Source organism: Rothia sp. P5764 (assembly GCF_048512965.1).
Classification (GTDB): Bacteria; Actinomycetota; Actinomycetes; order Actinomycetales; family Micrococcaceae; genus Rothia.
On sequence record NZ_JBLXXQ010000001.1, the window covers coordinates 355,462 to 369,540 of the forward strand.

General features: G+C 57.1%; 11 protein-coding genes, 1 tRNA gene and 1 riboswitch. Of the genes, 3 read left to right on the forward strand and 9 right to left on the reverse strand.

The window, feature by feature from the left end; genetic code table 11:
• Window positions 1–189: 189 nt before the first annotated feature.
• From clpB to ACN08Y_RS01645, 3 genes are all read right to left on the reverse strand, one after another.
• A complete protein-coding gene (gene clpB / locus ACN08Y_RS01635) occupies window positions 190–2,778 on the reverse strand; it encodes an ATP-dependent chaperone ClpB (RefSeq protein WP_419111659.1) in 2,589 nt (862 codons plus the stop codon).
• 159 nt (window positions 2,779–2,937) lie between these two features.
• The gene (locus tag ACN08Y_RS01640; protein WP_419111660.1) at window positions 2,938–3,558 is read right to left on the reverse strand and encodes a hypothetical protein; all 621 of its coding nucleotides are present in this window, start codon (window positions 3,556–3,558) and stop codon (window positions 2,938–2,940) included.
• Window positions 3,559–3,683: 125 nt separating this feature from the next.
• Window positions 3,684–4,187 carry a Dps family protein gene (locus ACN08Y_RS01645; protein WP_419099132.1) on the reverse strand — a complete coding sequence of 168 codons (504 nt, stop codon included), beginning with the start codon at window positions 4,185–4,187 and terminating at the stop codon, window positions 3,684–3,686.
• A gap of 400 nt (window positions 4,188–4,587) precedes the next feature.
• On the opposite strand from ACN08Y_RS01645, the gene ACN08Y_RS01650 reads away from it, so the two are divergent.
• Entirely contained in the window at window positions 4,588–5,709 is a 1,122-nt protein-coding gene (locus ACN08Y_RS01650; protein WP_419104789.1) for a VIT1/CCC1 transporter family protein, read from the forward strand.
• Window positions 5,710–5,951: 242 nt separating this feature from the next.
• Here the strand turns inward: ACN08Y_RS01650 and sucD are convergent, their stop codons facing one another.
• The 4 genes from sucD to pcrA form a co-directional block, all read right to left on the reverse strand.
• Window positions 5,952–6,866 (reverse strand): succinate--CoA ligase subunit alpha, encoded by a 915-nt coding sequence (gene sucD / locus ACN08Y_RS01655; protein WP_419099130.1) that lies wholly within the window; start codon window positions 6,864–6,866, stop codon window positions 5,952–5,954.
• Window positions 6,867–6,902: 36 nt separating this feature from the next.
• Entirely contained in the window at window positions 6,903–8,069 is a 1,167-nt protein-coding gene (gene sucC, locus ACN08Y_RS01660; RefSeq protein ID WP_419099129.1) for an ADP-forming succinate--CoA ligase subunit beta, read from the reverse strand.
• Window positions 8,070–8,278: 209 nt separating this feature from the next.
• The gene (locus tag ACN08Y_RS01665; RefSeq protein WP_419099128.1) at window positions 8,279–8,887 is read right to left on the reverse strand and encodes a hypothetical protein; all 609 of its coding nucleotides are present in this window, start codon (window positions 8,885–8,887) and stop codon (window positions 8,279–8,281) included.
• 73 nt (window positions 8,888–8,960) lie between these two features.
• A complete protein-coding gene (gene pcrA / locus ACN08Y_RS01670; protein ID WP_419111661.1) occupies window positions 8,961–11,672 on the reverse strand; it encodes a DNA helicase PcrA in 2,712 nt (903 codons plus the stop codon).
• A gap of 95 nt (window positions 11,673–11,767) precedes the next feature.
• Between pcrA and ACN08Y_RS01675 the strand changes: the two genes are divergently transcribed.
• Together ACN08Y_RS01675 and ACN08Y_RS01680 are read left to right on the forward strand one after the other, a co-directional pair.
• Window positions 11,768–12,463 carry a hypothetical protein gene (locus ACN08Y_RS01675; protein WP_419111662.1) on the forward strand — a complete coding sequence of 232 codons (696 nt, stop codon included), beginning with the start codon at window positions 11,768–11,770 and terminating at the stop codon, window positions 12,461–12,463.
• A 112-nt stretch (window positions 12,464–12,575) separates the two neighbouring features.
• Window positions 12,576–12,648, forward strand: a tRNA-Arg gene (locus ACN08Y_RS01680).
• Window positions 12,649–12,750: 102 nt separating this feature from the next.
• Here ACN08Y_RS01680 and ACN08Y_RS01685 read toward each other — a convergent pair.
• Both ACN08Y_RS01685 and ACN08Y_RS01690 read right to left on the reverse strand, forming a co-directional pair.
• On the reverse strand, window positions 12,751–12,978 hold the full coding sequence (locus ACN08Y_RS01685; RefSeq protein WP_419110864.1) for a hypothetical protein: 228 nt from the start codon (window positions 12,976–12,978) through the stop codon (window positions 12,751–12,753).
• 236 nt (window positions 12,979–13,214) lie between these two features.
• Entirely contained in the window at window positions 13,215–13,835 is a 621-nt protein-coding gene (locus ACN08Y_RS01690) for a C40 family peptidase (protein WP_419104793.1), read from the reverse strand.
• Window positions 13,836–13,839: 4 nt separating this feature from the next.
• Window positions 13,840–14,000: riboswitch (cyclic di-AMP (ydaO/yuaA leader) on the reverse strand.
• Between the last annotated feature and the right edge of the window lie 79 nt (window positions 14,001–14,079).

The following is a 14,079-nucleotide window of genomic DNA, read 5'->3' on the forward strand; positions in this document are numbered from 1 at the left end:
GGGCTGGCATGAATTGCCCAGCGAGCGATAGCGAGCCGGGCAAGAAGGAAGCTTGCCGTTCGGCGGCGCAAGCTAAGGCAGGTGCAAGGGGAAGGCAAGCTGGCTGGGGCTGGCATGAATTGCCCAGCGAGCGATAGCGAGCCGGGCAAGAAGGAAGCTTGCCGACCTTGCACCTGCCGTGAGGGAGGATTAGCTGGCGGTAACGACCAGGCCGTCTACAGCAACATCGGGGTTGATATCCACCCGGACGGTGTCGCCGTCCTTGATGGTTCCGGCCAGGATTCCTCGCGCCAGGCGGTCACCGATTTCTCGCTGAACTAGGCGTCGCAGGGGGCGGGCACCGTAGGCGGGGTCATAGCCTGCCAGTCCCAGCCACTCGGTGGCGGCGGGGGTGACGTCCAGGGTCAGGCGGCGGTCCTCGAGTCGGCGGGCCATGGACTTGATTTGCAGGGCCACGATGGAGGACAGGTCCTCTGCGCTGAGGGGCTCGAAGATGATGAGCTCGTCGAGGCGGTTGAGGAACTCCGGTTTGAAGGCGGTGTTGACCGTGTTCATGACTGCGCTCTCGCGGCTCTCATCGTCCAGGTTCTGGTCGATGAGGAACTGGGAGCCCAGGTTGGAGGTCAGGATTAGGATGACGTTGCGGAAGTCAACGGTGCGGCCCTGGCCGTCGGTGAGGCGGCCGTCGTCGAGAACCTGGAGTAGGATGTCGAAGACTTCGGGGTGGGCTTTTTCGACTTCATCGAGTAGGACGACGGAGTAGGGGCGGCGGCGGACTGCTTCGGTGAGCTGGCCGCCTTCTTCGTAGCCGACGTATCCGGGAGGGGCACCAACGAGGCGGGCGACGGCGTGCTTTTCGGAGTATTCGCTCATGTCGATACGTACGAGGGCGCGTTCGTCGTCGAATTGGAACTCAGCGAGTGCCTTGGCTAGCTCGGTTTTTCCGACGCCGGTGGGGCCGAGGAAGAGGAAGGAGCCGATGGGCCGGTCGGGGTCGGAGATCCCGGCGCGGGAGCGGCGGACGGCATCGGCTACGGCGGTGACGGCTTTCTTCTGGCCGATCAGTCGTTTGCCGAGTTCTTCTTCCATGTGTAGGAGTTTTTCGGATTCGCCTTGGAGCATGCGGCCTGCGGGAATACCGGTCCAGGCGGAGATGACTTCGGCGATTTCGTCGGCGGTGACTTCTTCGGAGACCATGGACTCTTGGAGAGCGGTCTTTTCTACTTGTTGGGCTTCGAGCAGTTGCGCTTCGAGGGCGGGGATTTCGCCGTAGAGGATCCGGGAGGCTTCGGCCAGGTTGCCTTCGCGTTGGGCTACTTCTGCTTTGGAGCGCAGTTCGTCGATTTGGGTTTTGAGGTCACCGACCCGGTTGAGTCCGGCTTTCTCGGCTTCCCAGCGGGCGTTGAGGGCGTCGAGTTCTTCCTTCTTGTCGGCCATGTCGGCGCGCAGGGCGGCTAGGCGTTCGGCGGAGGCGGGGTCGGTTTCGTTGGCGAGCGCCAGTTCTTCCATGGTGAGGCGGTCTACGGCGCGGCGGAGTACGTCGATTTCTTCGGGTGCCGAGTCGATTTCCATGCGCAGGCGTGAGGCGGCTTCGTCGATGAGGTCGATGGCCTTGTCGGGGAGCTGGCGGGAGGGGATGTAACGGTTGGAGAGGTTGGCTGCGGCGACCAGGGCGGAGTCTGCGATGGCTACCTTGTGGTGGGCTTCGTAGCGTTCTTTGAGGCCGCGCAGAATGCCGATGGTGTCTTCTACGGAGGGCTCACCGACAAAGACTTGCTGGAAGCGGCGTTCCAGGGCGGCGTCTTTTTCGATGTTTTCGCGGTATTCGTCCAGGGTGGTGGCACCGATCAGGCGTAGTTCGCCGCGGGCTAGCATGGGCTTGAGCATGTTGCCTGCGTCCATGGAGCCTTCGCTGGCACCGGCACCGACGACGGTGTGGATTTCGTCGATGAAGGTGACGATTTGGCCTTCGGATTTTTTGATGTCTTCGAGTACGGCTTTGAGGCGTTCTTCGAATTCGCCGCGGTATTTGGCGCCGGCGACCATGGCTCCCAGGTCGAGGGAGATGAGGGTTTTGCCGCGCAGGGTTTCGGGTACGTCGCCGGAGACCATGCGCTGGGCGAGGCCTTCAACGACGGCGGTTTTGCCGACGCCGGGTTGGCCGATGAGTACGGGGTTGTTTTTGGTGCGGCGGGAGAGTACCTGGATGACGCGGCGGATTTCGCTGTCTCGGCCGATGACGGGGTCGAGTTTGCCTTCGCGGGCGATGGCGGTGAGGTCGGTGCCGTATTGTTCGAGGGCGCCGAAGGTACCTTCGGGGTCGGGGGTGGTCACGGTGCGGTCTCCTCGGACGGTGGGGATGGTTTCTTCTAGAGTTTTTTCGGTGGCGCCTGCGGCGGTGAGGGCGCGGGCGGTTGCGTCGCTCCCTGTGGCGAGGGCGAGCAGGAGGATCTCGGTGGAGATGTAGGTGTCACCGAAGGTTCCGGCTTTGGCCTGGGCTGTTTGGATGGCGGTGAGTAGGGCTCGTGAGGGCTGTGCCTGGGCGATGGATTCTCCGGAGGCTTTGGGGAGCTTGGAGATTTCGGTCGATGCTGCAACCGAGAGCGCGTCAACGTCGATACCGGCGGTTGTGAGTACGGCGACCGCTACTCCCTGGCGCTGGTCAAGCAAGGCTTTGAGCAGGTGGGGTGTATCGAGGGTGGGGTTGCCTGCGGTTTGGGCGTTAAGGTTGGCGGCCGATAAGGCCTCTTGGCTTTTACTGGTGAATTGAGCTGACATTTTTCTCCTGAGCTAGTAGGTCTTTTCCTTAAGGTTGAGTGTACTTCACTCAACTCATAATTGAGTCTACTACACTCAACTTATATACACCAGGTAGCTGAGGCCTTCCCCACCCTTGACCCACCGAGCAAGAAGGTCAACCCACCGAGTCCGGCTAGCTCAATCCAAGAAATCATATATGGATTCTGCCCGCTCCAATTCTTCCTTGACAGCATCATCGACACCGCGGGAGACCGATTCAGCTCGCCGCCAGTTGCTCAGGGAAAGGAGTAGGGAGGCAGTTGCAAAGGCGTAAGTGAGGATACCGGCTGGGTTGCCGAAACCGGCTGAGAGCCCAATAAAGTCACCCCCCAGTAGTGACGATGCCGCCGAGACAACAGTTCCATCCAGGCGGTCGGGGACCAAAAAACCGAAGATGAGGGCCATCAGCCAGGTGGCACCCCAGACAAGCGCGGTCGTCGGCGGTAAACCTGCCCGTTTACCAGCTTTTTGTAATTTCATTTCTTTGCCCGAGAAGTAGGCTGCAGCTAGCATCAGACCCGCCAGGATCGGCCCTAGTGAAATGGCGAAAATTGGCAGCAGGCTACCACCGGCACCAAACAGGGAGCGCCCAGCAACCACCCACAGGGCCGAGAGAAGTGCCCAGGGAACAGCCAGGTAGAAAATAGCCCTGGTCAGGAGCCCGCCCTGTCTCATCAAGTAGGGGTGTGACCGGGCCTCACCAGGAGCACCCGGCTGAGGGCCCTGCGGAGGTAGGTGATTGGCTGAGGTTTTTTGCATTTGGCTCACTCCCCCATTTTAGGCCCACCCTTCTTAGTCCCCACAAGAAGCAGGCACCACAAAGCCGGGGTGGCCCACCTCTTGACGGTGAGCCACCCCGGCTTTTGAGTTGCGAGGGTTACCTGCTAGCTGAGGTTACCCTGCCCATCTTCGAGGTGACTGCGCAGGAACCACTGGAAGAGCTCCAGTTCGGCAGTCTGACCGATCAGCAAATCTTCGGTAATAGGGTCAATATCGCCCACCTTAGCAATAGCAGCACGGTGGTCTTCGATAACAGCGCTATAGACGTCATTAAGAGCACGAATATGGGTCATAGCGTCAGCACGGTCAACATCATATCCGGCCCAGGTGCGCTTTTCTACCAGGTCGCCTGAGAGACCGTTGGGGGAAACACCCATGGTAGCCATGCGCTCTGCGATGGCATCAACAAAGCCGCGCACCTGGTCTACCTGGGGGTCCAGCATTTCGTGGACTGCAATGAAGTTGGGGCCAACAACATTCCAGTGAGCATGCTTGAGGACCAGGTGCAGGTCATTGAGGGCGTGCAGGCGGAGCTGGAGGACGTCAGCTACGTGGTGGCCAGACTCTTCGGTGAGGCCCGGTACGGTAAATGATGCGTATTTGCTCATGATTCTTAAACTTCCTGTTAGGTAATCAGGTCGATCCCAAGCTGTGGGTTTCGGCCTGCTGTGTAGTTCCAACCTTACGCTGTCCCTGCCGCCATTTCAAGGCTTATTCTGAGTAAATCATAATAAGGAAACCCTGATTTGACAAGGTATTCTGCCTAAAACAGAAGGTAAGCAAGGCTAACCTCAGCGCAACTGACTGGGCACAACACTCTCCCCAAAGGGATCTTAGCCAGCCCCTGCTCTACCCACCAAAGACCATAAACCATTTATGTGATTTACAACATATCCCCCGGGGCTCTAGCTGACCGTTGCCACCGGTCCCAGTCTATGACTAGAGTAAGAGTCAGCCACAGGGGGCTCGCCCCAGCGCTACCAGCTCCAGACCTAAGAGTAAAAGATCGTGACAGCACCCACCCCATATACTGCCCCCTGCACAACACCCAGCAAGGCCCAAATTCGCCGCTGGCGGCGTTATTTAGCAGAAGAAATCTCCGAAGCTCGCATTTACGCTGCGCTGGCTGAACGCACCCACGGTAAAGAGGCAGAAATCTTAGGCCAAGTAGCCCAGGCCGAATACCGCCACCAGAATCACTGGCGCCAGCTTCTTGGAGAACACGCTTTTCCTGAGCCCAAACCTTCGGTCTCGGCCCGTATTCTTGAACTTCTAGCCAAAAATTTTGGCTCAGTCTTCGTTCTTGCCCTAGCCCAAAGAGCCGAGGGACGCTCCCCCTACGCGGAGGATCCCGATGCAACTGAGGCTATGGCAGCCGATGAGGCTATCCATGAGGAAATCATTCGAGCCCTTTCTACCGCTGGCCGAGAAAAGCTTTCTGGCAACTTCCGCGCCGCTGTCTTTGGCGCAAATGACGGCCTTGTCTCTAATGCTGCGCTCATCATGGGTGTTGGCGCTAGCGGGGTCAGCAACTCTATGATTCTTCTTTCTGGTGTCGCAGGCCTGTTGGCAGGCGCGCTTTCTATGGCTGCCGGTGAGTTTGTATCGGTCCGTTCCCAGCGCGAGCTACTCGACGCCTCCCGCCCCACCCAGGTCACCCTCGATGTAGCCCACCAGCTCGATATTAACCAAAATGAGTTAGAGCTGATTTACAAGGCCCGCGGTATGAGCGAGGAGGCAGCCCGCCACCGTGCCATGGAACGCTTTGGGCACTTCACCTGCGACTGCGACCCATCACTCTCTTTCCGCGACCTTGAGGAGGATCAGGAAGCGGGGGTAGAACACGGTGCGCTGGGTAGCGATGTGGGAGCTGCCGCCTCAAGCTTCTGCTTCTTTGCCTCCGGCGCTCTCATTCCGATCCTGCCCTACATCTTTGGGGTACAGGGTCCATTCGCTATGTTGCTAGCCATGTTGCTGGTAGGCCTTGCCCTCATGCTAACCGGTGGCGTGGTGGGCCTACTCTCCGGTGCTTCACCTTTCAAACGTGGCTTACGTCAGCTAGCTATTGGCTACGGAGCTGCCCTGGCTACCTACTTGCTGGGGCTGGCCTTTAATGTGGCTCTGGCCTAGCCAGCAATCTCTCTGAGCAAGCGCTCAGGATCACTGTCTCAAGCTACCGCCCCCTGGCCTCAATACCCTTTAGGCTAGCTAGCGCCTTGCCCCTATCCACTAGTTCTTGCCCGCCCATCAGCCCTGACCTACTTGCTCTTGTTGACCGACAAAAGGCAGGGGCTGGAGCCTATAGCTCCAACCCCTGCTCAGATACTTATCTGTCCTTCTCTATCTTCTAATAATTAGAGAAAGGCTACTTTCTAAGAGGCAAAAATCTCACGCATGAGCTGAGCAGCCTCAGAAGGAGTCTTACCCACCTTCACACCAGCAGCTTCCAAGGCCTCCTTCTTAGCCTGAGCGGTACCCGAAGAACCGGAGACAATCGCACCAGCATGGCCCATAGTCTTACCCTCAGGAGCGGTAAAACCAGCCACATAGCCAACAACAGGCTTGGTCACATGAGCCTTGATAAACTCAGCGGCACGCTCCTCAGCGTCACCACCAATCTCACCAATCATCACAATCGCTTCGGTCTCAGGGTCAGCTTCAAAAGCCTCCAGAGCGTCAATGTGGGTGGTGCCAATAATGGGATCACCGCCAATACCGATAGCGGTGGTAAAGCCAATATCGCGCAGCTCAAACATCATCTGGTAGGTCAGGGTGCCTGACTTAGATACCAGACCGATTTTGCCCTTGCCGGTGATGTTGGCGGGGGTAATACCCACCAGGGATTCACCGGGGGTAATGATACCGGGGCAGTTGGGGCCAATGATGCGGGTGACCTGCTTGCCCTCAGCATTGACCTTGCTCTTGGCGTAGGCCCAGAATTCGGCAGTATCACCTACGGGCACGCCCTCGGTGATGACAACCACCAGGGGAACCTCAGCGTCAATCGCTTCAATAACAGCGTCCTTGGTAAAGGCCGGGGGTACAAAGACGATTGAAACGTCTGCGCCGGTCTCCTGGATAGCTTCAGCCACAGAGCCAAAAACCTTCAGCTCGATGTCCTGGCCCGAAGCGTCCTTGTGAGTAACGGTGGTGCCAGCCTTGCGGGCGTTAACGCCGCCCACAATCTGGGTACCAGCGGCCAGCATACGGGCGGTGTGCTTAGTACCTTCACCGCCGGTGATGCCCTGAACGATGACCTTAGAGTCCTTGTTCAAAAAGATAGACATAATAAAAACCTTCTAAATCTGTGTTTTCGCGGTGAATTAAGCGTTGTAAGCCAGCTCGGCGGCCTTATCGGCACCGGAGTCCATAGTCTCGGCCAGGTGTACAAGCGGGTGGTTGGCCTCAGAAAGAATGCGGCGACCTTCTTCCACGTTGTTACCGTCAAGGCGAACGACCAGGGGCTTGGTTGCCTTATCGCCCAGGATCTCAAGAGCCTGAACGATACCGTTAGCAACAGCGTCACAGGAGGTAATACCACCAAAGACATTGACGAACACAGACTTGACCTGCTCATCGTTGAGGATGATATCCAGACCAGCGGCCATAACCTCAGCAGAAGCGCCGCCACCGATATCCAGGAAGTTAGCGGGCTTGACCTTGCCGTGGTTCTCGCCAGCGTAGGCTACAACGTCCAGGGTGGACATAACCAGGCCCGCACCGTTACCGATGATGCCGACCTGACCATCGAGCTTGACGTAGTTCAGTTCGTTTTCCTTGGCCTTGGCTTCGAGGGGGTTCTCTGCGCTCTTATCGACCAGGGCCTCGTGATCGGGCTGGCGGAACTCTGCGTTATCGTCCAGGGAGACCTTGCCATCCAGTGCCAGAATCTTGCCGTCACCGGTCTTGACCAGCGGGTTGACCTCCACCAGGGTGGCATCTTCCTTCTTGTAGACCTCGCCCAGCTTGACCAGTACAGCGGCTACAGCCTGGCGGGTGTCCTCGGCAAAGCCAGCTGTCTCAACGATTTCAGCGGCCTTAGCGGGGCTAATTCCCTCAATGGGGTTGATGTCTACCTTGGCCAGAGCCTCGGGGCGCTCAACGGCCAGAGTTTCAATATCCACGCCGCCTTCCACCGAACACATAGCCAGGTAGGAGCGGTTAGCCCGGTCAAGCAGCATAGAGAAATAGTACTCTTCGGCAATGTCAGCGCCCTGAGCAATCATCACGCGGTGAACGGTGTGGCCTTTAATGTCCATGCCCAGAATCTGCTGAGCATACTCGTAGGCTTCATCGGCGGTCTTAGCAACCTTAACGCCGCCCGCTTTACCGCGGCCGCCTACCTTGACCTGTGCTTTGACAACGGTGACGCCACCAATTTTTTCGGCAGCTGCTTTTGCTTCTTCTGGGGTGGTAGCTACGATGCCCTGGAGCACGGGTACACCGTGCTTCTCAAAGAGATCTCGTGCCTGGTATTCAAACAGGTCCACAGGAGTGTCCTTCTTCGTCGAAGTCGTGCCGGGCCGTGTGGGCCAGGCCTTTACAAATGCGAAGCCTCCACGTGCCCCCAGCGAGAGCCAGAGCACACAGAAGCCTCTCCATGAGCAACTTTAGCGCACTTCACAGCAAGGGAGCTAACTTATCAAGTTATATTGAGCGACCCAGTTAAGTACGATCGAGTTAGCAGAGCTAGGCTCAGCTACTTAAGGAGGGCACAGGCATCCAAGATATTGACCAAGAACGGTGCTGTGTCTGAAGCCCTCGGAACCATGAGGTACTCCATCTCATCAATACGCCATAGCATAATCCTGGCTTCAGAAACCCGGCAGCTCATGGCCTGCCCCGGTTTAAAGACATCGGGTGGGAAGTCAAAAGCTACAACTTGGTCAATCACCTGCGCAGCTGCTTGCCCGCTAAGGTTAAGGACGGTGCGGTTAACTGATACATCAAGAACCAGACCCTCATCATTCCCTAGGGCAGTAGCTAAAGCTCGCCCTAGTTTCACCGGATCAACGCGGGTCACGACCAGGTAGACCCCTGCTTCGACATAAAGGCAGGCTACGACCTGTCGGGTACCGTAGAGCATGTAGCGGGCTAATGCGTCACCGCTGACCTGGCCGGGTAATTCGGGGAGGGAAACTCCCAGTACCTTTTCTAAACGGTGAGCGGCGGAGCTAGCAGGGTCCACTTCAAGCCGGAAGAGCGACAGGTCAGATATTTCCTGAAGCTGGATACGGGTATCGGTGACCTCGTCCATGGCATGAGCGAACTCCTCAGCAACCGAGGGCAAACTACTGTCATTGTTCATCGAGCTACCTCATTGTGGCATGATAGAGAACCGGCAAAGGCATGATACCCCCTTAGGGCGCTAGCGGCCACGATTAGCTATCTTTCTTGGTCAATGGCGCATAGCGCAGAAGCAGTCGCTTTTCTTCGCGGGCAAAACGAACTTTAGCCACCGTTTTGTCTCCTGCCCCTTCAAGTGCCAGAACCTTACCCTCACCGAAAGTTGTGTGCTCTACAGTATCGCCGACGGAGAGTAGGGGAATTTCCTTATTCTGCTGTACCCGCGAGACCTTGCCTGCTGCGGCGGCATAGCCGTAGGAGGCAGAACCGTTCACTTCAGCTATCGAGGGGGAAGACCTGCGCTGAGGTTGATCGAAGCGAGCAGAGTAGCTAGAGCTTCCGTAAGCCGGTGTGCCAGTTTCTGACCGCCAAGCGCCCCTGCCGCCAGCGTAGGCACCGCCGTAGCTAAGGCCACCCATCGAATAAGTGGAGCCGGTACGTTTCCATTCGATAAGTTCCTCGGGAATCTCTTCAAGGAAAGGAGAGGGTGGGTTGAACTGGCTCTGGCCCCACATAGACCGGTTCTCGGCACGAGTCAGGTAAAGCCGTTCCATCGCGCGAGTCAGGCCAACGTAAGCCAGTCGGCGTTCCTCACTCATCTCCGAGTCATCGGTCAGGGCACGCTGGTGAGGGAAGAGTCCGTGCTCCATACCGGTGAGGAAGACCACCGGAAACTCTAGGCCCTTAGCCGTGTGTAGGGTCATGAGGGTAACTACGCCCTGAGAACGAGCCTCGGCAACCTCTGCCGCAATCTGAGCAGCGCTGGGGCCGCCTTCCTGGTCCTGCTTTGGCTTGTTGGGAATCTGGTCAGCGTCAGCGACCAGGGCAACGTGCTCCAAGAAGTCCTCGAGGCTTGCACCGGGGTTATCAATCTCAAACTCGCGGACAGCATCTACCAGTTCCGATAGGTTTTCTACCCGGGACTCGTCCTGAATATCCTTGGATTCACGCAGGGCAGCCAGGTAGCCGCTCTGTTCCAGGACGGCTTCTAGGCAGGTAGCGGCAGACTCGGTCTGTGCGATCTGGGCCAGGTCGTCGATGAGCTGGGAAAAAACGGCCAGCTTCTTAACCGCGGCAGAGCCCAGCCCCGGAACTTCGGTACCCTGGCGCAGGGCTGCCATGAAAGAGATGCGGTTGACTCGTGCGTAGTCGGCAACCACACTCTCCGATTTAGTTCCGATACCGCGCTTAGGCTCGTTGAGAATCCGGCGCAGGTTGATATCATCATCGGGGTTGACGAGAACTCGCAGGTAGCTCAGGGCGTCTTTAATTTCTTTGCGTTCGTAGAAGCGAGTGCCGCCCACCACCCGGTAGGGCAGACCAACTCGCATGAGCATTTCTTCCAGGGTACGGGATTGGGCGTTGGTCCGGTAGAAGACCGCAATATCACCCGGCGCGGTTCCGTACTCGTCACGCAGGCGGTCAATCTCCTGGGCGATATACCGTGCTTCGGCCTGCTCAGATTCGGCCACATAGCCGGTAATTTTTGCGCCATCACCGCTGGCTGTCCAGAGTTTCTTGGGCCTGCGGCCGGGGTTGCGTTCAATCACGGCATTAGCCGCGCTCAGGATGTTCTGGGTTGAGCGGTAGTTCTGTTCCAGCAAAATGGTGCGAGCAGTGGGGTAATCCTGCTCAAAATCGGTGATATTGCGAATATCAGCACCGCGGAAGGCATAGATGGACTGGTCAGAGTCGCCCACAACGGTCAGCTCTGCCGGAGGGTAGGCATCGGGGTAGGGCCCTGGCGCACCGGGTTCCGGGCCTTGAGCGGGAGCCCCCACCAGCTGGCGAACGAGCTGGTACTGGGCGTGGTTGGTGTCCTGGTACTCATCCACCAGGATATGGCGGAAGCGGCGGCGGTAGTATTCGGCTACCTGCGGGTGATTCCGAAGCAGGTTGACGGTTTCCAAGATCAGGTCATCAAAGTCAAGTGAGTGGGCCGCTTTGAGACGTTCGGTATAGATGCTGTAAACCTTAGAGATGGCAGCTTCCCAGGGGTCGCTGGGGGAGGTTTCCTGGGCAAACTGCTGGGCGGTCACCAGCTCATTCTTCAGGTTGGAGATTCGGTTGCCCACGGCCTTAGCGGTGAACTTCTTAGTGTCCAGGTTGAGCTGTTTGATAATCAGGGTTAGCAGGCGCTGGGAGTCGGCAGAATCGTAGATTGAGAAAGTTGTTTTAAGGCCCAGGTTCTTAGCTTCACGGCGAAGTAGACGCACGCAGAAGCTGTGGAAGGTGGAAATCCACATATTTTGAGCTTTTGGCCCAACGAGGTCGGTAATACGTTCACGCATCTCTGCGGCCGCTTTGTTGGTAAAGGTAATAGCCAGGATCTGACCCTGGTGAGCACGCCCGGTCGCCAGCAGGTAGGCAATACGGTGGGTGAGGACGCGGGTTTTACCGGATCCTGCACCAGCAACGATGAGCAGAGGCGAGCCAGCGTGTTCAACGGCTGCAGCCTGGTGCTCGTTCAGGCCTTCAAGGAGCCTATGCGGTTGGACCTGCCAAGCGGGCTGACGGGAAGGACCGCCAAACTGAGCACCACCCATCTGGTAGGAGGGTGGCAGGAAGTCGAGCTCAGCCAGATCAGCTGGGGCGGTGGGAACCGGTGCAGGATCTTGACTAGGGAGCCGGTCGGGTTCATCGTAGTACCCTCCCCCAGGTTGGCCCATAGGCGGGGCCTCTTCTGCGCTTTCGCCCTGAGGCCTGGGTGCCCGAGAGGTGGGCATAAAATCATCGTCATCAAACATGGTGGGCTCTTTTCCTGATTCAACCGTCAAATAACCATTTTAGGCGAACATACTTTCGAGGCCCCAGCTTTTAGCTGACAGATAAGATAGACAGTATGGGTCTTTCAAAAGGTCAGAAGAAGCGCCTCTATGGCGAGAACACACAAGTGCACTCCCCTGCTCCCTCTCCGCCTGCAGCACGGTCCAGACTAAAGGCACTGGCAGAACCGCGGGTTATCACCGACTACAGCGCAGCGGAGTTAGCTGCCCAACCGGAAAAAGGCGGCGGCTCCTATATCTTTGTGGGAGTGGCTTTCGCGGTCACAGCCCTCTTCCTTCTCTACTACTACCTCATCTTATTGCCCGGTATTTCGACAGTTGCAGGTGTGACTGCCCCTGAACTCATGGCTAGCTTTGATGCTGAGCACCTAGAGGCTCTGGCATCTGGCCTGGGCGAAGAAGGTATCCGTAGCTACCAGATTGTGCACCGCTCAACGGGCCTGATTTTACCCCTCATTTTTGCTTTTACCTGGTGGAATATGGTTAGGGCTTCCCGCTTTGAGCTGCTTCTGGGCCGGCTGATGCTCGCCCTTCCTCTTGCCTACGCCGGTGTATTTATGGCCGGTGGTTTTGCGCTGGATCAGGCTATTGCCAACCCGCTCAGCTCCGCTACAGCTTTGGCTTCTTTGCTCATAGCACTTCGCTGGGGACTCTTTGTACTCTGCCTGCTTCAGCTAGGGTATCTGGCTGTACGTCTTGTCCGCTCTAAGGTTGATGCTTTCTCACGCGGTGAGCTACCCGGCCAGTCATAAACCTGAGTTCGGGGTCAAGGAGTACCCCGGCAAGGGGCTTTGAATGGCGAGCTCACACACGGCCTGTATTTAGAGTTAGCTCCTCAAATGCTGTAAACTGATGGGGTTGCCTGCCCTCGTAGCTCAGGGGATAGAGCACCGCTCTCCTAAAGCGGGTGTCGATGGTTCGAATCCATTCGAGGGCACAGACAGAGAAACCCACCTACTCTGGTAGGTGGGTTTTTCGCGTTTAGACCTCAGCTTATGAGAGAATGAACATTCTTTTTATAGCCCTAGCAGCCCTTTTCCTACGGGAGCTTCTGCTGCTTTTTACGGTAGAGGGCACGCGAGATCAGCAAGCCGATGACGATACCCACACCACCGGTAATCGATACCCACATAGCAGCGTGGCCAACCAAAAGGGCGATAAGCAGACCAATAACAATTCCGGGGACCGCCCCGGCAATCATACCCACAGCCATATAGGTAAACTCTTGATCCGATGCGTTCCTGGGGCTTTCAAATTGAGGTGCCATAGGCTATATCCTAGCTGCGCGTAAGGGAATAGAAAAAGGGGATAAAAAATGCGCCCCAGCTGGTCGTCTGGTGCGCATTAGCAGGCTTAGGCCTACTGGGGGATCCATACCGTGTGATGTGTGGTAGGAATTCTTTAATACTCACAGCTTTCTCTTACGACCAGGAAAACTGTGGTTGGACTACCTCAGGGAAGCCGAGGCTATTCGCCTTGGCAGAACCCTAGGGTGAAGTCTTATTAGATACCTGCGGTGTAGTAACCGTCAACAGGCATGAAGCCGCCACCGTCAACAGCGGTCAGCATGGTGCCCTGTGAGGGGTTCAGTGCTGAGATCATCTGGCCGTTGCCAACGTAGATACCAACGTGTGCATAACCGTTAGTGAAAACGATGTCACCGGGCTGGGGGTTAGCGGTAGGGGTGAGCTGGGTTGCCATAGCGTAGGTGTAGGCGGTCAGGTTGATGCCAGCCTGAGCGTAAACGTAGGATACGAAGCCTGAGCAGTCCCAAGCCTTGTAGGACTTGCCACCCCATACGTAGGCACCACCGAGGCCGTCGTAAGCAGCTGCCAGAACGGTTTCACGAGCGGTGGAGAGATCGACGTTGCTGGGAAGCTCAGCGACGGTGTTGGACTGAGTGGTTACAACAGAGGTATTTTCTACAGGGGCAACGGTTTCGTAGTTGTAGCTGTAGGAGTTGTAAGCCTGGTTGTTGTATACAGCCAGCGCAGGAGCGGACTGAACGGGAGCGGTAGCGGTTTCTGCTACTGCAAAAGCGTTTGCGGGAGCAACTGAAGCGGCCAGCATGGCACCTGAAGCTGCAACGATACCTGCATTGCGAATGATAGTTGACTTAGTCATTGTGTTTTCCTCCATTGCCGGACGAGGTGAGCTGTCGGGTTCGAACATGAAGTACGCTCGGCTACCGGTGAAGGTAACTTAACCCCAAGGGCTCCTAGTACAGGATCCCAAAGTTGGGTCCCCCGCTTCTGCCTGATGATGTTTGTGAGTGAACCTGTGAACCGTGGCAGAACTAGGCGTTCAGTCCGCAGGGTGCTAATCCGACCAGTGATGAGCACAAATCAAAACACTACACACACTTTCA

Coding starts and splice junctions, on each gene's coding strand:
- ACN08Y_RS01645 (WP_419099132.1), bottom strand. CDS start 4,187: ATGAGCAAATACGCATCATTTACCGTACCGGGCCTCACCGAAGAGTCT.
- ACN08Y_RS01665 (WP_419099128.1), bottom strand. CDS start 8,887: ATGAACAATGACAGTAGTTTGCCCTCGGTTGCTGAGGAGTTCGCTCAT.
- ACN08Y_RS01675 (WP_419111662.1), top strand. CDS start 11,768: ATGGGTCTTTCAAAAGGTCAGAAGAAGCGCCTCTATGGCGAGAACACA.
- pcrA (WP_419111661.1), bottom strand. CDS start 11,672: ATGTTTGATGACGATGATTTTATGCCCACCTCTCGGGCACCCAGGCCT.
- ACN08Y_RS01685 (WP_419110864.1), bottom strand. CDS start 12,978: ATGGCACCTCAATTTGAAAGCCCCAGGAACGCATCGGATCAAGAGTTT.
- sucD (WP_419099130.1), bottom strand. CDS start 6,866: ATGTCTATCTTTTTGAACAAGGACTCTAAGGTCATCGTTCAGGGCATC.
- clpB (WP_419111659.1), bottom strand. CDS start 2,778: ATGTCAGCTCAATTCACCAGTAAAAGCCAAGAGGCCTTATCGGCCGCC.
- ACN08Y_RS01690 (WP_419104793.1), bottom strand. CDS start 13,835: ATGACTAAGTCAACTATCATTCGCAATGCAGGTATCGTTGCAGCTTCA.
- ACN08Y_RS01640 (WP_419111660.1), bottom strand. CDS start 3,558: ATGCAAAAAACCTCAGCCAATCACCTACCTCCGCAGGGCCCTCAGCCG.